Here is a 20980-nt window from a genome sequence, read left to right as displayed (position 1 = left end):
AGGGCGGGCGGACGTGGCGGTCGCGCGCGCCCGTTCACTCCCCCGACCTCGTGGCACCGGCTCGCGAGGAGAGAGCTGTGACGGTCGTCGACTCTGTCGTCACCACCATGCGGGTGCGCAAGCGCGATGGCGCGCTTGAGCCCGTCGACGTGAACAAGATCGTGCGCGCGGTCGAGCGCTGCGCGGACGGACTGACCGATGTGGACCCGCTGCGGGTCGCCACCAAGACCATCAGCGGTCTGTACGACGGCGCCACCACCGAGGAACTGGACCGGCTGTCCATCCAGACGGCGGCGGCGCTGGTCACCGAGGAACCCGAGTACTCCAAGCTGGCCGCGGGCCTGCTGACCGCGTACATCGGGAAAGAGGTGCGCAGACAGGGCGTGCACTCGTTCAGCCAGAGCACCGCGCTCGGGCACGCCGAAGGGCTGATCGGCGACACCACGGCCGCGTTCGTCGCCGCCAACGCGCGCAAGCTGGACGACGCCGTCGACCTCGACGCGGACCGGCGGTTCGAGTACTTCGGCCTGCGCACCGTCTACGACCGGTACCTGCTGCGCCACCCGGCGCGGCGGTCGGTGATCGAGGTGCCGCAGTACTGGCTGCTGCGCGTCGCCTGCGGTCTGTCGCACACCGCCGCCGAGGCCATCGACCTCTACCGGCTGATGTCGTCGCTGGCGTACCTGCCGAGCTCGCCGACGCTGTTCAACTCCGGCACCGTGCACACCCAGATGTCGTCGTGCTACCTGCTGGACTCGCCGCGCGACGAGCTGGAGTCGATCTACCAGCGGTACGCGCAGATCGCCCGGCTGTCGAAGTTCGCGGGCGGCATCGGGGTGCAGTGGTCCCGGGTGCGCTCGCGCGGCGCGCTGATCCGCGGTACCAACGGCCACTCGAACGGGATCGTGCCGTGGCTGCGCACGCTGGACGCGTCGGTCGCCGCGGTCAACCAAGGCGGTAGGCGTAAGGGCGCCGCGTGTGTGTACCTGGAGACTTGGCACCCGGACGTCGAGGAGTTCCTGGAGCTGCGCGACAACACGGGCGAGGACGCGCGCCGCACGCACAACCTGAACCTGGCCAACTGGGTGCCCGACGAGTTCATGCGCCGGGTCGAGGCCGACGCCGACTGGTCGCTGTTCGACCCGGACGAGGTGCCCGAGCTCGTCGACCTGTGGGGCGCGGACTTCGACCGCGCCTACCGGGCCGCCGAGGAGGCGGGCCGGGCGGTGCGCACGGTGAAGGCGCGCGACCTGTACGGGCGGATGGTGCGGACGCTGGCGCAGACCGGCAACGGGTGGATGACGTTCAAGGACACCGCGAACCGCACCTGCAACCAGACCGCCGAACCGGGCAACGTGGTGCACCTGTCCAACCTGTGCACCGAGATCCTGGAGGTCACCAGCGACGACGAGACCGCGGTGTGCAACCTCGGCTCGGTCAACCTCGGCGCGCACGTCCGCGACGGCGAGGTCGACTGGGAGCGGCTGCGGGCCACCGTCCGCACCGCGGTGGTGTTCCTCGACCGGGTGATCGACATCAACTACTACCCGACCGAGCAGGCGGCGCGCAGCAACCCGCGCTGGCGCCCGGTGGGGCTCGGTGTGATGGGCCTGCAGGACGTGTTCTTCAAGCTGGGCCTGTCTTTCGACTCCGACGCGGCGCGCGAGCTGTCGACCCGGTTCACCGAGGAGATCTACCTGACCGCGCTGGAGTCGTCGGCCGAGTTGGCGGCGTCCGCGGGCGCGCACCCGGCGTTCGCGCAGACCCGGGCGGCGCGCGGTCAACTGCAACCGGACCTGTGGGGCGTGACGCCCACGCAGACCGCGCGGTGGGCGGCGGTGCGGGAACGGATCGCCGAGCACGGGCTGCGCAACTCGCTGCTGGTCGCCATCGCTCCGACCGCCACGATCGCGTCCATCGCCGGGTGTTTCGAGTGCATCGAGCCGCAGGTGTCCAACGCGTTCAAGCGCGAAACCCTGTCCGGCGAGTTCCTGCAGATCAACTCGTACCTGGTGCGCGAACTGAAGTCACGCGGCCTGTGGACCGACGACACCCGCGCCCGGCTCAAGCGCGACGAAGGGTCGGTGCAGGGCATCACCGAGTTGCCCGACGACGTGCGCTCGCTGTTCCGCACCGCGTGGGAACTGCCGCAGCGCGCGCTGATCGACCTCGCCGCCGCGCGCGGCCCGTACATCGACCAGAGCCAGTCACTGAACCTGTTCGTCGCGTCGCCGACCATCGGCAAGCTGTCGTCGATGTACCTGTACGCGTGGAAAGCGGGCCTGAAAACCACGTACTACCTGCGCTCCCGCCCGGCGACGCGCATCCAGCAGGCGACAGTGCCCACGGTATCCGCCGTGGCTTGTTCCCTGGAGAACCCCGAGTCCTGTGAGGCCTGCCAGTGACCGCGCTCGAATCCACCACCCGCAAGCACGCCCTGCTCGACCCGGGCATGGACCTGACCCTGCGCCCCATGCGCTACCCGCACTTCTACGACCGCTTCCGCGACGCGATCAAGAACACCTGAACCGTCGAAGAGGTCGACCTGCACTCCGACCTGGCCGACCTCGCGAAGCTCTCCCCCGCCGAACGGCACCTGGTGAACCGGCTGGTCGCCTTCTTCGCGACCGGCGACACCATCGTCGCGAACAACCTGGTGCTGAACCTGTACCAGCACATCAACGCCCCCGAGGCCCGGCTCTACCTGTCCCGGCAACTGTTCGAGGAAGCCGTCCACGTCCAGTTCTACCTGACGCTGCTCGACACGTACCTGCCGAACGACAACGACCGCGCCGACGCCTTCGCCGCCGTCGACACCATCCCGTCGATCCGCGCCAAAGCCGAGTTCTGCTACAAGTGGATCGACTCCATCTCGTCGCTCACCCGCCTGGACACCCCCGCCGACCGCCGCTCGTTCCTGCTGAACCTCATCTGCTTCGCCGCCTGCATCGAAGGCCTCTTCTTCTACGGCGCGTTCGCCTACGTGTACTTCCTCCGCTCCCGGGGCCTCCTCAACGGCCTCGCCTCCGGCACCAACTGGGTCTTCCGCGACGAATCCATGCACATGTCCTTCGCCTTCGACGTGGTCGACGTCATCCGCGCCCAAGACCCCACCCTCTTCGACGACTCCCTGCACACCCAGATCAACACCATGATCGCCGAAGCCGTCGACGCCGAAACCCAATTCGCCCACGACCTGCTCAACCAAGGCGTCGCAGGCTTGTCCCCCACCGACATGCGCACCTACCTAGAACACGCCGCCGACCGCCGCCTCGCCCGCCTCAACCTCCCACCCCTCTACAACTCCCCCAACCCCTTCCCCTTCATGGACCTCCAAGACGTCCAAGAACTCTCCAACTTCTTCGAACGCAGAGTGTCCGCCTACCAAACCGCCATCCCCGGCACCGTAAACCTCACCGAAGACTTCTAAGAAATAGAACGACACACCAAAGCAGCCGCGCAAAGACGCTCCACCCCACACCCGCACCGCGCACCCAAAAACCCAGCCCTGATCGACGAAGCCCCACACTTGCACCGCCCCACACTTGCACCGCCCCCCAGGAAACCGTCGTGCGGTGAAGCACCACACAGAACTGGCACCGCGCGCCTCGGGACCCGCCGACACCAACCGCCCGTTGTGGTGGAGTTGTTTTGTTTGGGGGGAGCGGTGGCCTAAGCCGGCGGGCGGGTAAGGCCACGCTTTCCAGTGGCCCCGCCTTTTAGCCTTACCCAGGCTGCCGCTAGGGGCCCCAAACAAAACAACTTCACCACAACGGGCACCACCGTTTTATCTGGCGCCCAAGCGCCGGCGTCGCCGCCAGGCGACAAGGCCGAAACCCGAGGCGCAGCCGAGGCTCAGAGTCCCCTGTGTCGGCCCTCATGCCCCCGAGACTGTCGGTGGGTCCGTCTAGGCTGTGTATTCAGGGGCTCATGGTCAGGTTGATCATGGTTGGCCGGGGTTGTCGGTGGTCCTGGCCAGCTGTGTATTCGGGGGCTTTCGTCCGGGTTGATCATGGTGTGAGGGGTCTCTGGGCCTCGCTGCGCTCGGGGTTCGGCCTTGTCGCCTTCGGCGACGCCGGCCATAGGCGCCAGATAAAACGGTGGTGCCCGTTGTGGTGAAGTTGTTTTGTTTGGGGCCCCTAGCGGCAGCCTGGGTAAGGCTAAAAGGCGGGGCCACTGGAAAGCGTGGCCTTACCCGCCCGCCGGCTTAGGCCACCGCTCCCCCCAAACAAAACAACTTCACCACAACGGGCGGTTGGTGTCGGCGGGTCCCGAGGCGCGCGGTGCCAGTTCTGTGTGGTGCTTCACCGCACGACGGTTTCCTGGGGGGCGGTGCAAGTGTGGGGCTTCGTCGATCAGGGCTGGGTTTTTGGGTGCGCGGTGCGGGGGTGGGGGTGGGGGTGGGGCTTCGTTGGTGAGGGGTGTTGGTTCGAGGTGCGCGGTGCGGGGGTGGGGCTTCGTCGGTGAAGGGGTGGGTTTTGGGCAGCGGTTTCGGGTGAAGTCCAGGGGGTTAGGGGAGGGTGTTGAGGAGGTTGTCCGCCCAGTCGGGGTTGTGGTCGTCCACCCGGGGGAAGCCGATAGGGGGGCGGGTGGTCCAGTGGAAGGTGATGCCTGGGTTGTGTTCGGCGAAACCCGCGGCGGTGAACAGGTGGGGGCTGCCTTGGACTTCTGGGCCTTGGGCGACTTTCCACTGCTCGTACACCGCTGGTCGGCCGGTTCCGCGGGCCAGGGCGTCGGCGAGGGCGTCTTCGTCGACGTGGTCGCAGGATTTCGCGAGGTCGAGGATGACTGAGTGGATGCTGATGCAGCGGTTGTCGACGTAGAACGCGTGGCGGAGGGCGGTGTCGAGTTCGTCGCTGCCGCGGAGGCCGCCGATGGTGGGGGCTTTCGCTGCCTGGACGGCTTCCAGGGCGGGGAGGGTGGTGACGGGGTAGGTGTAGTCGGGGGCGCGCCATTGGCGCCAGCCGTAGTCGGGGGCGATACCGGCGATGGCGACCAGTTCGGCGTCGAGGATGAGTTTGGGGGTGGGGCCGCTGTTGAACAGTTCCAGGGGGAACGCGCGGTGGTCGACGAGCAGGTCGCGGCCCTGGGCGTGGGCTCGGGTGCGCAGGGTGTGCAGCGCGAGGGTGCCCCAGGGGCAGGTGGTGTCCGACCACACGGTGACGACGTTGGCGGAAGGGTTCACCAGCTCGGTCATGTCGGGCGTCCGTTCGGGTCGGCCCCGGGGGAGCCGGGGCGCTCGAACCATCAGATCATTGATCAACTTGACTGGTCGTGTTGGCCCGGTCACACCGCGTCGCGCGGCAGGTGGGGGATCGGGTGTTCTCGGCGTCGCCGCACCGACGCCGAGGAACCCGAGTCCGGACTCGTGACGCGCCGCCGCACCGTGCGCGTGTGCCGGTCACCTGATCGCGATACCCGGGTGGAGCGCGTTGTACACACGGCCGATCGGGCGAATGTTCGGTGACGGGGCTTGAGCAGCACCTCCCGCCCCGCGGCCCGTTGACAGACCACAGTGGACTGACCGGCGGTCGACGACTCGGACTCCGCGCGGGTCCGCGTAGTGCCAAAGGGCGCGCGTGGGAGGAAGGTAGACGGGGTGTCCACCTCGACGGGTGATGCCCGGAACAGCGTCTTGTCGTCCGGTTCGGCGCGGGCGGGCGTCCAGTGACGGTGGGGTGGCACAGATATGCCGGGATCGGGCGCAGCAGTTGGGTTCTGGTGGCCTGCCAGGCGTTCTACTTCATGGGGGTCAGCATCGACCTCACGCTGACCGCCGTCGTCGGGTTGGCGTTGGCGCCCGCGCCGGAGCTGGCGACGCTGCCGTTGGCGACGATCACCATCACCGGCACGCTCTGCTCGGTCGGCGCGGGCCTGCTCGCGGGGCGGTTCGGCTACGTGCGGGTGATGATCACCGGTGCGCTGTTCGCGGCCGCGGGGGCCGCGTTGTCCGTGTTCGCGGTGTCGACGCACTCGTTCGCCCTGCTGTGCTGCGGGACGGCCCTGGTGGGCGCCTACCGGTCCACCGGCGGCTACATCCGCTACATGGCCGCGGATCGGGCGCCGGAGGGCAAGCGGGAGCTCGCGGTGTCGTTCATCCTCTACGGCGGCCTGCTCGCCGCTGTCATCGGCCCGTTCGCCGCGACCACCAGCGCCGACTTCCTGGGCGCCAAGTACGCGGGCGCCTACCTGATGGTCGGCGTCTACGCCCTGCTCAACATCCCGCTGCTGCTGTCGTTGCGCGCGGGCGACCTCCGCCCCAGGACGGCGTTCGCGGCGGCCCCGCTGCCGCTGTCCGCCGTTCGGGGCGACCGCCGTTACCTGCTCGGGCTGGTGTCCCTGGCGGGCGCGGGCGCGATGATGACCATGGTGATGGCCATCGGTCCGCTCGGCAGCCACCACGCGGGCCACTCGGACACGATCAGCGCCACCATCGTGCAGTGGCACCTGATCGGCATGTTCGGCCCGTCGATCATCAGCGGCAGCGTCCTCGCCCGGGTCGGCCCCACCTGGACCGCGGCCATCGGCGCGGCGCTGTTCGTGGCCGCCGCGTTGGCGGGCGGCCTCGGCACCGCGTTCCCGAACTTCCTGCTCGCACTGACCCTCAACGGAATCGGCTGGAACTTCCTGTACCTCGCGGGCACCACCTTCATGGTCCGCTGCTACCCGCCCGGCCGCGGTTCCCGCATCCAGGCGACGGCCGAGGGCGTCGCCGCCATCACCGCCGTCGCCGCGTCGCTGGGCGCCAGCACGGTCTTCGTCCTGCTCGGCTGGCAGGGCGCCAACCTCCCGGTGCTGGTGATCTCCGCGGCCCTGCTGATCACTCTCGGCACCATCGCCCGCACCACCCGCACCCCGGTCGCTCCCCCGGCCCAGTCGGACGCGGGCCACACCGCGTGACCACTGGTGTCCTCAGTGGACCGTCAAGCGCCGGGACCGGGCGGGGGCGCTCCCCTCCGGCGCCCCCGCGTCCGTGAGGGTGGCCGATGCCGTCCTCGTTTCGTCCTCGGCGGTGTCTTGGCTGGTAGGGTGGCACGGGTGATCATCGGGGGTGGGCGGTACGGGGTGCTCGGGCCGCTGCAGGTGCGGCTCGGCGCGTCGGTCGCGCTCGGTGGTCTGAAACAGCAACGGGTGCTGGCGGCGTTGTTGTTGAGCGCCGGGCAGGTGGTGCCGGTCGGGCGGCTGGTGGACGCGATCTGGGAGGTCGACCCGCCGAGAACCGCGGCGAAACAGGTGCGCAACGCCGTGTCGGACCTGCGTCGCGCGCTCGCGCAGGACGGCGCCAGGCTGGAACTCGCCTCCGGCGGCTACCGGCTGGACGTGGGCGACGACCTGGACGCGACCGTGTTCGTCCAACGGATCGCGCACGCGCGGACGCTGGCGGCGGACGACCGTGCAGCGGACGCGGTCGCGGTTTTCCGGGCCGCGCTGCAGTTGTGGCGCGGCGACGTTCTCGCGGGGCTGGAATGTCCAACACTGGGGCCGGAAATCGCCCGGCTGCGGGAACTGCGGCTGGCCGCCGTCGAGGACTGCGTCGACCTGCAACTCGACCAGGGCGAGCACCGCTCGTTGATCGGTGAGCTCTCGGCGCTGACCCGCGAGTACCCGTTGCGGGAGCGGCTGACCGGCCAGCTCATGCGGGCGCTGCACCGCTCCGGCGCGACCGGCGAGGCGACACTGGCGTACCACGCCTTCCACCAGCGGCTCACCGAGGAACTCGGCATCGACCCGAGCCCGGACTTGCGCAGGCTGCACCACGAACTGCTGGCCGACGGGGAACCGGCGCCGCGGTGCGACCTGCCGAGGGACACGAGTTCGTTCACCGGCCGCGGCCAAGAGTTGGACCGGCTCGCCGAATCAGCCACCCGCGCGGGTTCGACGATGGTGGTCTCGGCGATCGACGGCATGGCAGGCGTGGGGAAAACCGCCCTCGCCGTGCACGCCGCGCACCGGCTCGTCCAGCGTTTCCCCGACGCCCAACTGTTCCTCGACCTGCACGCGCACACCCCCGGTCAGACGCCGCTCGCCCCCACGGCCGCGTTGGAGGGGCTGCTGCGCGCGCTGGGGGTCGAGCAGGACCGCATCCCGCACGACCTCGACGCGAGGGCGAGCCTGTGGCGGGCGACGTTGTCGCGGCGGCGGGTACTGGTGGTGCTGGACAACGTCGCGAGCAGCCGTCAGATCGCACCGTTGCTGCCGAGTTCTCCGGGTTGCCTGACGATCGTCACCAGCAGGCACCGGCTCATCGATCTCGACTCCGTTGTCCTGGTGCTCGACGTGCTGCCGTTCGAGGACGCGCGAGACCTGTTCGTGAAGGTGGTCGGCGACGACCGACCGCTGGCGGAACCGCGGGCCACGGCCGAGGTACTCGACCTGTGCGGGCACCTGCCGCTGGCGATCCGCATCGCCGGGTCGCGGTTGCGGCACCGCGCGTCCTGGTCGGTGGACTACCTGGCGACCCGGCTGCGCGACCAACGCCATCGCATCGACGAGCTCAACACCGACGATCACAGTGTGGCGACGGCGTTCAACCTGTCTTACGAACAGCTCCCCCAGGAGGGCAAGGTCCTGTTCCGGATGCTCGGGCACGGCCCCGGTGTCGACGTCGACGCGCACGCGGCGGCGGCCTTGGTCGACGGCTCCCCCATAGACGCGGAGCGGACCCTGGAGGGCTTGGTCGACGCGCACCTGTTGCAGCAGCACAAGCCCGGCCGGTACCAGTTCCACGACCTCTTGCGCTCATACGCCGCCTCCCTGTCCCTGGAGGTCGACTCGACCGACGAGCGGCGCGGCGCGGTGGAGCGGTCGCTGAACTACTACCTGTCGACGGCGGCCGTGGCGATGGACCTGGTTTCCCCCACGGAAAAGGTGCACCGACCACCGGTGCCCGAACGGTCGACCCGGGTCTTCGCCACCTACGCGGACGCCCTGAGCTGGCTCGACGGCGAACGCCGAAACCTGCTCGCCGCGGCGGAACACAGCGCCGAGAACGGCTGGTACTCGCATTCCAGCAGGCTTTCCGGCACGCTGTGGCGCTATTTCCACATCAGCGGCTACCACCACGACGCGCTTGCCCTGCACAGCAACGGGGCGACCGCGGCGCGCGCCGCGGCGGACCCGCGCGCGCTGGCCGACACCTTGGCCAGCCGGGGCTACAGCAACTGGTGGCTGGGCCGGTATCCGCAGGCCAGGCAAGACCTCGACGAGGCCGTTCGGCTGGCGAAGCAGGCCGGCGACCTGAGCGTCGCGGGTCGCGCGTTGCACGCCTTGGGTCTCGTGCACACCCGCCTCGGGGACGGACCACGGGCGCGGGCCGCGCTGGCGGAGACACGGGACATCGGGGTGGCGACGAACGACCGCATCCTCGAGGGATACGCGTTGCGCGGACTGGGCGATGTGTACTCTCGGCTGGGCGAACAGGATGACGCCGTGACCGCGTACGAACAGGCGGTGGCCATCGCGCGCGAGACGGGAAACGGCACCATCGAGGGGTATTCGGCGCGGGCGCTCGGTGAGATCCACGCCCGGCGCGGGGAACACGACAAGGGGTTGGCGTACTGCATGCGGGCGTTGGAACTCGCGCGGTCGAGCGGTAACCGGAACGTGCAGACCCGCGCGCTGCGCACCGTCGGCGACATCCACCGCGACGCGGGCAGGCTCGACCTGGCGTTGGGCAGCTACGCCGACGCCCGGCGCATCGCCGAGGAGACCGGTCACCTCTACGAGGTCGCCTGCGCCCACGACGGCGCCGCGCGGACCCGGTTCCTGCAGGGCGACGCGACAACCGCCGCCGCCCACTGGCGGCAGGCCCTGGACCTGTTCGCCGAACTGGCTGTCCCCGAGGCGCACGGCGTGCGGGAGCAGTTGGCCGCGCTCGGGCGGGCCTGAGCCGTGCCGACCACATCCACGGCCGAGACGACCGCGCTGCTGCGCGCGGCGGGTGCGCTCCTGCCCGAACCCGACCTGCGCGGCCCGGACACGCTGGCCGTCCGGCTGTTGCCGTGGCTGCCGGTCGGTCGCGCGCTGATCAAGGTCCCCGGGCTGCGTTCCCGGGTGGTCCGCGTGATCCGCGCGACCTGGTCGCACGCCCTGTGGTACGAGGTGGTGCGCACCCGGTACATGGACGACGTGGTGCTCGCCGAGATCGATCGGGGCGCGCGCCAGGTCGTCATCCTGGGCGCGGGTTTCGACTCCCGGGCGCACCGGCTCGACCTCGCCGGGGCGGCGGTGTTCGAGGTGGACCAGCCGGAGATCTCCCGCCGCAAGCGGGCCCGCGTCGGGCGCCTCGGTGCCGACGTGCGCTACGTGACGACGGACTTCAACGCCGACAGCCTGGCCGACGCGATGGCTGCGGCCGGGTTCGACCCCGCGACGCGGTCGGTCGTGGTGTGGTCCGGGGTGACCCCGTACCTGGAGCGGCGCGGGGTGGTGCGGACGTTGCGCTGGTTCGCCGAGCAGGCCCCCGGGTCGTCGGTGGTGTTCGACTACTGCTGGCAGGAGATCCTCGACGGCACCGAGGAACGTCCGGACGCGTCGACCGTGATGCGCAACGTGGCCGCGCGCGGTGAGCCATGGCGGTGGGGCATCCCGAAGGGCGGGGTGACGCCGTTCCTGGGCGAGTTCGGGCTGGTGGCGGCCGAGCAGTTGGAGATCGCGGCGGCGCAGGAGCGGTACCTGCGGCGGCCGGACGGGTCGGTCCAGGGTCCGGTGTGGACGTTCGGCGGGTTCGTGCACGCGCGCGTTCCGTGACCGTCACCCGAGCAGTCCGGACTTGCGCCACAGCGCCATGGTGAGCCTGCCGCGCAGGAGGCCCGTCTCCCGGCAGTAGGCGACGAGCCGTTCGGTCATCCACCGCAGCGACTCGTGGTGGTGCGGGTTGCCCATGGCGGCGCGGTGGGCGGCCTTCGGGTCGAGACCGGCGCGGCGGTATGTGTCGGGGCGGAGCAGCGAGCGCTTCAGCGAGAGCGCCAACAATGCCACGCCGACCCGGTTGACCCACCTGGACACCGGTCCGGCGTCCGCCAGGGTCCGGCGCACCGCCTCCCGCGCGTAGGCGACGTGCCTCGACTCCTCGACGACGTGGATCCGGCTGACCATCCGCACCAGGGGCTGCAGCGACTCGTCGGCCATGCACTGCCGTTGCACCCGGTCGACCGGTTCCTCGAAGAACAGCGCGCCCGCCCAGTAGAACGGTCCGAACGGCACCAGCGCGGTGAAGACATTCAGCAACCTGGTGGCCAGGATCGACTGCGGTACGACCGTCCCGCCCATGGCCTGGATCGCGCGGGCGAACATCGTCGCGTGCCTGCACTCGTCGGCGACCTCGGTCAACGCGTACAGCGCCGAGTCGCCCAGGTCGCGCGCCTCCTGCACCGACCGGGTCAGCGACCGCACCAGGCTCAGCTCGGCGTGGATGATCACTGACATCAGCGTGATCATCTCCTGTTTGCCCAGCTCGGCCCGCTGCTCGGCGGACATCGCCGCCCACATCGCCGTCCCGTGCAGCGAGACCCGGCCCTCCGGCAGCCAGGCCTTCCCCTCGACCGGCGGCGCGTCCCAGTCGACGTCCACCTCCGGGTCGTAGAACCGCTCCCCCGATGCCTTCAGCAACCGCCGCGCCGTCATCCGTCCCCCTCGTCCAGGTGCTCGGTCACGGATTCTCCCCGTGCGCTCCGCCGGACCCCCGTGCGGATGACCGGGGCGAGTTACCATCACCGGCGACGTGCCTGCGGAAGGGGCCTGGTGTGGCTGATCTCCTGGCGATCACGGTGGACGAGCGCGCCGCCGAGGTCGTGGTGGGCGTGGTCGGGCAGTTGGACTTCGGGACGACACCGCGGCTGACCGGGGTGGTGACCCCGGTCGTCGAATCCGGGCGGCCGGTGGTGCTCGACCTCGGCCGACTGTCCTTTTGCGACTCCAGCGGGCTGAGCGCGCTGGTCCGGCTGCACAAGGCGGCGACGGCCGCGGGCGGGTCGCTGGTGCTGGCCAGACCGGGGCCGCAGGTGGCGGCGACGATCAGCGCCACCGCGCTGGACCGGCTGTTCACCATCGAGGCCGAGGTGCCGGACCGGTCCCGGTGAGCCCGCGCCGGACGCCCGACTCGCGCACCTACGACATCACCCGGTTCGGCCTGTCCGACATGGTCCGCACGGCCGCTGACCTGCGCAGGCGCGCCGAGCTGGCGAGCGGTTTCGACGCGGCGGCCGATGCCGTGGTGACCCGGCTGCGCGAGTGCTTCACCGACGGTGCCGGGCCGGTGCTGCCGATCGTCCGGCTGTTCACGATCCGGTCACGCGACGAGCTCCCGCCGGAGCAGTGCCCGCAGGTCGGGGAGTGGTTCCTGGTGCTCGCGGCCGAGGCCGGCGGCCGGTGCACGCCGGTGCGGGCGCTGCCGCCCGCGGCGGAGTTCGGCAGCATGCCGATGCTGTCCGCGATGACCCGCGAGTTCGGGCTGACCCCGGACGACGTGCTGACCGGATCGCTCGCGGGCGACGGGTTCGGCGTGTTCCACGTCCCGGTCGCCGCCGGTAGCCCGCACGTGCGGGACCAGGAGTTGGTGGCCGAGCTCGGGATCGCGTCGGTGCTCGGCTTCGGCGGGGTACTGCCGAGTGGCAATGGGATTTCGGGGATTTCGGGGATATCAGGGCCACCGGGGCTACCGGGCGGCACGCCGTTCGCGGTGGTGATGTACTCGCGGGCGCCGATCCCGGCGAGCACGGCCGAGCAGTTCAAGGCGGTCGCGATCGGGCTGCGCGTCGGGCTGCTCACGCACGGGGCCGGGCTCCCGGCCGAACGGGACGCGCTGCGCGCGCACCTGGCCGTGCTCGAACAGGCCGCCCGCGACCAGGCGACGGCGCTGGAGCAGGCGGTGGACCGGCTGCGCGCCGAGGCCGAGCTGGTCGACTCGCTGCAGGTGGTCGGGCGGCGGCTGACCGCCCAACTGGACCTGGACGCCCTGGTGCAGGACGCGACCGACGCGGCGACCAAGGCGACCGGCGCGGCGTTCGGCGCGTTCTTCTACAACCTGATCGACTCTTACGGCGAGTCGTACACGCTGTTCACGCTGTCCGGGGTGCCGCGGTCGGCGTTCGAGCGGTTCCCGATGCCGCGCAACACCAAGGTCTTCGCGCCCACGTTCAACGGGACCGGCACGACGCGCTCACCCGACATCCTCAACGACCCCAGGTACGGGCACAACCCTCCGTACCGCGGTATGCCCGACGGCCACCTGCCGGTGCGTAGTTACCTTGCGGTGTCCGTGGTGTCGCCGTCGTCGGGTGAGGTGCTGGGCGGCTTCTTCTTCGGTCATCCCGAGCCGGGGCAGTTCACCGAGCGGCACGAGCAGTTGGCCGAAGGCATCGCCGGTTATAGCGCGATCGCTTTGGACAACGCGCGGTTGTTCGCCCGGCAGCGGACGATGGCGACCGAACTCGCCCGCAGCATGCTGCCGACGATCCCACCGACGCCCGGTTTGCGCGTCATCTCTCGTTACCTGCCCGCGGCCACCGGCGCCGAGGTCGGCGGCGACTGGTTCGACGTGGTGTCGCTACCGGTGGGGCGGACCGCGTTCGTCATCGGTGATGTCGCCGGGCGGGGTGTCGCAGCAGCAGCGGTGATGGGGCAGATCAGGACGGCTGTGCGGTCGTACGCGCTGTTGGACCTGCCTCCGTCGGAAGTGCTGCGCAACACCTCGGAGTTGGCGATGGCGACCCCGGACGCGGACTTCATCACGTGCCTCTATGCCGTGCACGACCCGGCAGACAACACGCTCACCTTCTCCAGCGCCGGCCACCTGCCCGCGATCTACCTGTCGCCGGAAGGCACCCCGACTCTTGTCGCGGAGACGATGGGTATGCCGCTGGGCGTTGGCACTACCTTCACCCAACAGCAGATCGCGTTCCCCTTAGGAGCCAGGCTCGCCCTCTACACCGATGGCCTCGTAGAGACCCGCCACGGCCACCTCGACGACCGCATCGCGAAGCTCGCCCAGTCCCTGCGCGATCTCCCCGCCGAGGACGAAGCCCTGGACACCCTCATCACCGGCCTCACCGACGGCGCCCACGACGACGACGTCGCCTTCCTCTACATCGCCCACGAAGACTGCGACAGCCACACCGCCGTCCTCCCCCTCACCACGGCACCCGACGCCGCCGCCCGCGCTCGTGCCTTCATCGCGGCGCGCCTGGCGGACTGGGGCCTGACCGGCGTGCTCGACCGGGCGGTGACCATCGCCAGCGAACTGGTCACCAACGCGATCAAGCACACCGGCTGCCCGGCGACCCTCCGCCTGCACGCGGGCACCTCCCACCTCGGCATCGACGTCAGCGACAGTGACCTGACCCAGCCACGCGCGGTCCCGGTCGCCCTCGACGACGAGCAACACCGCGGCCTGCACATCGTCAAGTCCTTCGCGACCCGGTGGGGCACCCGCGCGACTCCCGACGGCAAGATGGTGTGGGCGGAGATCGCCCTGCCGCGCCAGTGACGTGACCCGATGGGTGGGCACGGTTCCGAACTCCGTCACCGGACGGATGTCTCGCGCCCCGGCGAGGACGACGCTGGTGGCTCGGACAACCCCGACTGGAGTCATGGATGAACACCGAGCAGGAGACCCCGCACCAGCGGCTCACCCGGAACTACGGGGAGATGCTGCAAGAGATCCGCGTCGCGCAGACCGGGGTGCAGTTTTTGTTGGCGTTTTTGTTGGCGTTGGCGTTCACGCCGAGGTTCGCCGAGACCACGGAGTTCGAGCGGACCGTGTACGTGGTGGCGTTGTTGGCGGGCGCGGCGGCGACGGCGTTGTTGATCGCGCCCGCGCCGTTCCACCGGCTCGTGTTCCGGCGCCGGTTGAAGCGGCACCTGGTGGCGGTGACGGCGTGGTTCACGTTGTGCGGGCTGGGTTTCCTGGTGCTGTCGCTGGGGGCGTCGATGCTGCTGATCCTGGACGTGGTCCTGGGCACGCGGCAGGCGGTGTGGCTGTCGGCGGGGATCGTGGGCTGGTTCCTGGTGTGGTGGTTCGCGGCGCCGATGGCGAGCAGGCGGATGGGCAAGCGGCATCAGGCCGACTGATGCGCGGTGGCCTCCCGGGCGATCTCGGTCCGGGAGGCCACGCCGAGTTTCGCCAGGATGTGCGAGACGTGCGTCGCGACAGTGCGCGGGGACAGCACCAACCGGTCCGCGATGGCCGGATTGGACAGTCCACGCGCGACAAGAGCGGCGACGCGGGTCTCGGTCGGGGTGAGGCTGCCCCATCCGGTGCGGTCGACACGGTGGCGCGCACGGGGACCGCGGCGGATTCCGTAGTCGTGCAAGGCAGACCGTAGACCGGCCGCGTCCCAGGCGGCGCCGAGCGTGTCGTAGACGTTGTCGGCGGCGGTGAAGGCGGCACGCGCCGCGACGGTGTCACCAGCCTCGGCCCACGCGACAGCCGCCGCATGAAGCGCCCTACCGCGCGCGAACGGCCGCCCGGCCTCCGAGTAGTGGTGTGCGGCACGCATAAGAGCGTCAGGATCGTGGTTGATGAGGCCCCGGCACAACGCCGCCGCTGCCAACCGGTGCGCGATAGTGCCACCGGACTTCTCAGCCAAGCCCGCCGCGTACTCCGCTGCCGTGTGGTCTTCCAGCAGCACCGCGAGCCGGACAGTCTCAGGCAGCAGGTCTTCCATCTCCTCCAGCTCTTGCGCGGTCTCCGACAGACACGCCAACAACCCCGCCAAGGCAAGGTCGGTTTGTCCGTGTAGTTCGTGGCCCAACGCGCGCGCGAGCGCCAACGAGCCGATCACACGGTTGCCGATACCTCCCGAAGGTTCTGCTACCGCCGCGAGGTGACCGACAGCGCTATCCGGATCACCTCGGTGGAACGCGATCAGCGCTGCGATGCCGTGATCGCAGCAGGCGACACCGGGGTCCTTGACGTCGTCGGGTAGCGCTGTCACCTCGACCAGGGCGTCATCCCACCGGCCAACGTCGAACAACAACTCCCCCAGCGCGCTGTGCGCCTGCGCGAGCCGGACAAGCCCACCGGCCTCTTGCGCGAGTGTGCGGACGGCGGTGGCCGCGACGATGGCCTCGTCGTAGCGGTCGACGTCGCCCAGCGCGACAGCCTGGTTGATCTGCAGCAGCAACCGGAGGTCGAGCAGCGCCGGGTCACCGGTGACCGCGAGCGCCCGGTCGAACAGGGGCAGAGCGGCCGCCACGTCGCCGCGCATGACCGACACGATGGTCAGCACGTGCAGAGCCCAGCCGATCGTCCACCGGTCGTCCTCGGCGGCTTCCAGCGCGCGGGCCGCGACGACCCCGGCCAGCTCAACCTCACCGAGGTCGCGGTGGGCCCGCGCGGTCAACACGAGCAGCCGCGCGCGGTGTCGCTCGGGCAGGTCTGCTCCTGCCTCGGCCAACGCGGCAAGCGACTCGCGCGATCGACCGGTCAACGCGCGGCACTGTGCCAACGTCCAGTGCAGGTCGACCACGATGTCTGGATCGGTGGTCGCGGCGAGCGCCCGAGAAGCGATCTCCTCCGCGCCTGCCGGATCTCCGGTGCGGTACCGAGCATCAGCCAAGCGAGCCGCGAGCGGGCCGCCGTCACCGGTATCGCGCACCGCGCGGTCCAGCAGGCGAGCCGCAAGAGCGGGCGCTTGAGCGATAAGAGCCGGTGCGGCATCGGCGAGCCACGCGGTCGACCACGTGTCCAGGCGAGCCGTGCCCGACAGGTCTACCGCGCGCAGGAACTGCTTGGCGACTCGGCGAATGGGCGCACCTGCCTCCGCGAGAGCAACAGCGGCGTCACGGTGCAGGACAGCCCTAACGGCCGCAGGTAAACCGTCGTGGATGGCCGACCGGATAAGTGGGTGGCGGAAGGCAAGCCTGTCGGCCGACTCACGCAATACACCCGCCGCACCGGCTTCCTCAAACGCGTCGACAAGGTCGGTAGCCCGCTCGCCAAGGACGGTGGCAACATCGGCCGGATCGAACTCGACACCCAGCAGTGCCGCCGCGCCTAGAACCGCGCGAACCCGGTCAGGCAGGAAATCCAACCGGTGCGCGATGGCGGCAGCGAGTGAGCCCGGCGCCAGATCAGCCGTTAGCTCCACCTCGCCCTCTTGCGTCGATATCGCTCCCGCACGTCTTAACGCGTCAACGAGTTCGGTGAGGTACAGCGGATTCCCGGCGGCCCCATCGGCGAGAGCCAGTAGCCGCGCGCCTGGCTTACCGCCGACGAGATCACCCACCAACTCGGTAACGGCGTCCCCGGGAAGCCGATCTAGCGTCAAGATGCCTGCCCGACCCGCAGCGCGGCGGATGGCGAGCAACTCCACACCGCGCGGGACGTGCCGGGTCATGCCGATGAGCAGCAGCGGGAGGTCACGGGCGAGGCGCGCCAAGTGGGACCACAGGGCGGCGGTCGCTCGATCCACCCACTGGAGGTCATCGACGACGAGCACGGTCGGCGCGGCGGCGCACTGCTCCGAGACCATCGCCAGCAGTTGCCGGGACGCGGCCGCGACCGGATCAGCGGCGCCGGTCTCACCGCGTAGCAACCGGTCTGCGGACACAAGCCTGGGATGGTCACCGCGCAGAGCGTCCAGCACGGGTAAGAGCGGCAGGTCTTGACCGAGTTCGTCGCCATAACCCCAGCGGACAACACAATCCAGCGCGGTGGCACGGTCGGCCGCGGAGCGGACAAGGGTTGTCTTACCGATCCCCGGCTCACCCTCGACGAGCACGACCCGCCCGCGACCGGCGCGCAAGGCGTCGACCGCCGCGTCGAGGCGGCGGCGTTGCGCCGTCCGACCGAACGGGTGTGCCGACATCGGGCCAGGATACGGATGTGAACAAAAGGTGAACAACCGCTGTTGACCAGGACTGACCCAATGGCGTAGCGGTGGTCACGCGCCGTGGTCGTCTGGGGTTACGCGCGCATTCACCGGGCGTTGTCCGCGGTGTGGCGCCACCGTGGCGTGCCGTTGCGACCATCGGACCGCTCCACACCGTGCACAGCCCGTCCGGGCCGCACCGGCCCGACGGCCGACCGACGGAGAACCCCATGCGCGCCACGCGTTCCCTCATCGCCGCCCTGGTCACCGCCGCCGCCCTCATCACCGCCATCGCCCTCGCCGCCCCCGCCTCCGCAGGCACCAACCCCGGCATGACCCACAACTCGACCCCCGGCATGACGCATAACTAGACTCCTCCCGCCGCCCGCCCCCTCATCCCCGCCCGGCATCGTTCCCCGGCTTGGCACGTGAGGACCGGCATCGTTCCCGACTTGGCAGGTAGGGGTCCGGGCTTGGGCGGGGTCCGTTTCAGCACCGCGTTGGTCGGGTAAACATCGTCAGGTGACTGAGCGACTGGTTTCCGGCCGCTACCGACTGGTCGCACCCCTGGGCAGCGGTGGTATGGGCGAGGTCTGGCAGGCCTACGACGAACGACTGCACCGCACCGTCGCGGTGAAGCGGATGCGGGTACCCGCAGGCCCTGAGGCCGAGCGGGTGGCGCGGGCGGCGGTGCGGGAAGGGCGCATCGCGGCCAAGTTGCAGCACCCGCACGCCATCACCGTGTACGACGTGATCGACGACGACGGCAGTCCGTGTCTGGTCATGGAGTACCTGCCTTCGACGACGCTGTCCGAGCTGTTGGCTTCCTCCGGCCCGCTTACCCCGGAGGAAGCCACTCGCGTGGGTGGCGCTGTCGCGGCCGGGTTGGCCGCCGCGCACGAGGCAGGTGTCGTGCACCGAGACGTCAAACCGGGCAACGTGTTGCTGGGCGTGGACGAGCGGGTCAAGATCACCGATTTCGGAATCTCCCGGTTGGCCGCGGACGCCCCTGGCACGGTTACCGCTACCGTGCGCGGTACACCCGCGTATCTTGCTCCCGAGGTCGCCCGTGGCGAGGTGGCCACATTCGCCTCTGACGTGTTCTCGTTGGGTGCCACGCTGTACACCGCGGTCGAAGGTGAGCCGCCGTTCGGGCGTGACGACAACCCGATGGCCTTGTTGTACCGGGTTTCCACTGGGGTGTTCACGCCACCGACGCGGGCGGGGTCGTTGACGCCGCTGCTGCTGCGGATGTTGGATCCGGTACCTGGCGCACGACCGACCATGGCCGAGGTGCGCGACCATCTCGCTGGGGAACCGGAAGTGCCGCTTGTCGACTTGGCGCCGGAGACAGAGCAACTGGAGCCGGTAGCGCCACCGGGGAAACGCAAGAAGGCCGCTCTGGTGTTCATAGCGGCGCTGGCTGTCCTGGCTGCCGGGACGATCGTGACTCTTGCGGTGGTCGACAACGACTCGCAGGCACCCGTGGCTGCGCCGGCGGCCACTACTACTACGGAGGCCTTACCTCCCTCGGTACAACCGTCTCCCACCACGATTGCGTCGACCTCGGCCGTTCCGACTACCGTGCCGCCGACAACAACGCCCCCACCCCCACCACAAAACCAGGGTGATCCGGTAGCGGCGGTGACGAGCTACTACGCGTTGATGCCCGGCGGCCTGCAACAGGGCTGGACCCTGTTGACGCCGAAGTTCCAGCACAGCCCGGCGGGCGGGTATGACGGGTACCAGCGGTTCTGGGGTGGTGTGCGCAGCGTGCGGGTGTCGAACGTGACGGCGAACGGGGACAACACGGTCAACGCGACCCTGGACTACCGGTTCGCGGACGGTCGGGCCATCCGCGAGGTGCACCGTTACGTGCTGGTGAATGCCGGTGGTCAGTGGAAGATCGACCAGACGACGGTGCTGAGCAGCCGTCCCGTTTGATCAAGTGGGCGGGTAACTTGATGGGGTGGTTCGGCGTTCAGCGGAGGGCGATGCGGCGGCGCTGCTGGCCGCCGTCGCCGTGCTGGTGGCGGAGCGGGACCCGAGGCCCGCCGCGGTCGCCGAGGCCGTCGGGTGGGCGCTCGACGCCGACGGCTGCGAGCTGCGTCTCGACGGTGAGCGGTACTCGTGGGGTGCGGGCGGGGCCGGGTTCCGCGCGGTGATCTGCCCAGGCGCGGAGCTGCGGGTGCGCCCAGCGCGGGGCCGGTTGGGCGCGCTGGCCACGGTGTTGGCGCCGGTCGTGGAGCTGGTCCGGCTGACCCGGTCGGTGGACGAGCTGCGGCGGAGGCGCCAGGTAGCCGCCGCCGAGCTGGCCGACGGGCGGTGGCGGGCCGCCGCCGACATGGACACCGAGCGGCGCCGGATCGAGCGGGACCTGCACGACGGCGCCCAGCACCACCTGGTCGCCCTGCGGATGGCGGTGGCGGTCGCCGAGCACGATCCCACGTTCGTGCCCACGCTGCGGAAGCGGCTTGACGCGGCTCAGGAGAGCCTGACCCGGACGGCCGGTGGAATCTTGCCCGCTGCGCTGGCCGAGGGCCTGGCGGCGGCGTTGGGGGCCGAACTAGGCGGGCACAGCGATGTGCGGCTCGATCTGGGGGAAGTTCCGCGGTACCCGGAGCCGGTGGAGACAGCGGTGTACTTCGTGTGCTTGGAGGCGGTGAACAACGCGCACAAGCACGCGGTGGGGGCCAACATCGACGTGCGGTTGCGACCCGCGTCGGATGGTTTGCACTTCTCGGTTTGTGACAATGGGCCGGGGTTTGCGGGGGGTGGGGGTGGGAGTGGGTTGGTCAACCTGCGGACCCGGCTGATGGCGGTTGGGGGGACTGTGCGGGTGGACTCGGTGGTGGGGAATGGGACGCGGGTGGAGGGGTTTGTTCCTCGGATTCTTGAGTGAGGACGCGGGGTTGTTGGGGTTGGACTGTCGGTGGTTGTGGTTAGGCTGTGTATTCGGGGGCTTTGCTGGCGGTTGATCTTGGTGTGAGGGGGCACTGGGCCTCGGCTGCGCCTCGGGGGTCGGCCTGGTCGCCTTCGGCGACGCCGGCGCTTGGGCGCCAGATGAAAGCGGGGGTGCCCGTTGTGGTGAAGTTGTTTTGTTTGGGGCCCCTAGCGGCAGCCTCAGGTAAGGCTAAAAGGCGGGGCCACTGGAAAGCGTGGCCTTA

At 70.0% G+C, this 20980-nt stretch carries 14 protein-coding genes and 1 pseudogene; 12 read left to right on the top strand and 3 right to left on the bottom strand.

Annotated features, from left to right (window positions below; translation table 11 throughout):
* Positions 1–77 precede the first annotated feature (77 nt).
* The 3 genes and pseudogenes from H504_RS0115470 to H504_RS35340 form a co-directional block, all read left to right on the top strand.
* Positions 78–2405: a ribonucleoside-diphosphate reductase subunit alpha gene (locus H504_RS0115470; RefSeq protein ID WP_026423500.1), complete on the top strand. Its 2328-nt coding sequence runs from the start codon at positions 78–80 to the stop codon at positions 2403–2405.
* Positions 2402–2527: a hypothetical protein gene (locus H504_RS43635; protein WP_281173630.1), complete on the top strand. Its 126-nt coding sequence runs from the start codon at positions 2402–2404 to the stop codon at positions 2525–2527. The genes H504_RS0115470 and H504_RS43635 overlap by 4 nt, the downstream gene beginning before the upstream one ends.
* 12 nt (positions 2528–2539) lie before the next feature.
* A pseudogene (locus tag H504_RS35340) lies at positions 2540–3430 on the top strand (ribonucleotide-diphosphate reductase subunit beta); the annotation flags it as partial.
* 1080 nt (positions 3431–4510) lie between these two features.
* On the opposite strand, the gene H504_RS0115460 reads toward H504_RS35340, so the two are convergent.
* Positions 4511–5197 carry a DsbA family oxidoreductase gene (locus H504_RS0115460; protein WP_026423499.1) on the bottom strand — a complete coding sequence of 229 codons (687 nt, stop codon included), beginning with the start codon at positions 5195–5197 and terminating at the stop codon, positions 4511–4513.
* A gap of 476 nt (positions 5198–5673) precedes the next feature.
* Between H504_RS0115460 and H504_RS0115455 the strand changes: the two genes are divergently transcribed.
* From H504_RS0115455 to H504_RS0115445, 3 genes are all read left to right on the top strand, one after another.
* Entirely contained in the window at positions 5674–6900 is a 1227-nt protein-coding gene (locus tag H504_RS0115455; protein WP_157440438.1) for an MFS transporter, read from the top strand.
* Between the two features lie 138 nt (positions 6901–7038).
* Positions 7039–9888 (top strand): AfsR/SARP family transcriptional regulator, encoded by a 2850-nt coding sequence (locus H504_RS0115450; protein WP_051385910.1) that lies wholly within the window; start codon positions 7039–7041, stop codon positions 9886–9888.
* Between the two features lie 3 nt (positions 9889–9891).
* A complete protein-coding gene (locus tag H504_RS0115445) occupies positions 9892–10749 on the top strand; it encodes a class I SAM-dependent methyltransferase (RefSeq protein ID WP_026423496.1) in 858 nt (285 codons plus the stop codon).
* Between the two features lie 3 nt (positions 10750–10752).
* On the opposite strand, the gene H504_RS0115440 is transcribed toward H504_RS0115445, so the two are convergent.
* Positions 10753–11625, bottom strand: a complete 873-nt coding sequence (locus H504_RS0115440; protein ID WP_026423495.1) for an AurF N-oxygenase family protein — start codon at positions 11623–11625, stop codon at positions 10753–10755.
* A gap of 119 nt (positions 11626–11744) precedes the next feature.
* On the opposite strand from H504_RS0115440, the gene H504_RS0115435 reads away from it, so the two are divergent.
* From H504_RS0115435 to H504_RS35330, 3 genes are all read left to right on the top strand, one after another.
* On the top strand, positions 11745–12080 hold the full coding sequence (locus H504_RS0115435) for an STAS domain-containing protein (protein WP_051385909.1): 336 nt from the start codon (positions 11745–11747) through the stop codon (positions 12078–12080).
* On the top strand, positions 12077–14485 hold the full coding sequence (locus tag H504_RS35335) for an ATP-binding SpoIIE family protein phosphatase (protein WP_035304474.1): 2409 nt from the start codon (positions 12077–12079) through the stop codon (positions 14483–14485). Before H504_RS0115435 ends, H504_RS35335 begins: the two co-directional genes overlap by 4 nt.
* A 107-nt stretch (positions 14486–14592) precedes the next feature.
* A complete protein-coding gene (locus H504_RS35330) occupies positions 14593–15069 on the top strand; it encodes a DUF6328 family protein (protein ID WP_035304472.1) in 477 nt (158 codons plus the stop codon).
* Here the strand turns inward: H504_RS35330 and H504_RS0115420 are convergent.
* Positions 15057–17810: an ATP-binding protein gene (locus tag H504_RS0115420; RefSeq protein WP_026423493.1), complete on the bottom strand. Its 2754-nt coding sequence runs from the start codon at positions 17808–17810 to the stop codon at positions 15057–15059. The two genes, H504_RS35330 and H504_RS0115420, sit on opposite strands and share 13 nt — an antisense overlap.
* Positions 17811–18043: 233 nt before the next feature.
* On the opposite strand from H504_RS0115420, the gene H504_RS41325 reads away from it, so the two are divergent.
* From H504_RS41325 to H504_RS35325, 3 genes are all read left to right on the top strand, one after another.
* The gene (locus H504_RS41325; protein ID WP_157440437.1) at positions 18044–18184 is read left to right on the top strand and encodes a hypothetical protein; all 141 of its coding nucleotides are present in this window, start codon (positions 18044–18046) and stop codon (positions 18182–18184) included.
* 151 nt (positions 18185–18335) lie between these two features.
* Positions 18336–19757, top strand: a complete 1422-nt coding sequence (locus tag H504_RS0115410) for a serine/threonine-protein kinase (protein WP_026423492.1) — start codon at positions 18336–18338, stop codon at positions 19755–19757.
* 25 nt (positions 19758–19782) lie between these two features.
* Positions 19783–20715, top strand: a complete 933-nt coding sequence (locus tag H504_RS35325) for a sensor histidine kinase (RefSeq protein ID WP_051385907.1) — start codon at positions 19783–19785, stop codon at positions 20713–20715.
* Positions 20716–20980 lie beyond the last annotated feature (265 nt).

It is taken from the genome of Actinokineospora inagensis DSM 44258 (assembly GCF_000482865.1).
Lineage (GTDB): Bacteria > Actinomycetota > Actinomycetes > Mycobacteriales > Pseudonocardiaceae > Actinokineospora > Actinokineospora inagensis.
The sequence above is the reverse complement of the archived record's forward strand: the minus strand, read 5'-3'. Positions and strand labels throughout refer to the sequence as shown.

What these genes read in the sequence shown, in the direction of transcription:
- H504_RS0115460 (WP_026423499.1), bottom strand. Translation starts at nt 5,197, where the DNA reads ATGACCGAGCTGGTGAACCCTTCCGCCAACGTCGTCACCGTGTGGTCG.
- H504_RS0115440 (WP_026423495.1), bottom strand. Translation starts at nt 11,625, where the DNA reads ATGACGGCGCGGCGGTTGCTGAAGGCATCGGGGGAGCGGTTCTACGAC.
- H504_RS35330 (WP_035304472.1), top strand. Translation starts at nt 14,593, where the DNA reads ATGAACACCGAGCAGGAGACCCCGCACCAGCGGCTCACCCGGAACTAC.
- H504_RS0115420 (WP_026423493.1), bottom strand. Translation starts at nt 17,810, where the DNA reads ATGTCGGCACACCCGTTCGGTCGGACGGCGCAACGCCGCCGCCTCGAC.
- H504_RS41325 (WP_157440437.1), top strand. Translation starts at nt 18,044, where the DNA reads ATGCGCGCCACGCGTTCCCTCATCGCCGCCCTGGTCACCGCCGCCGCC.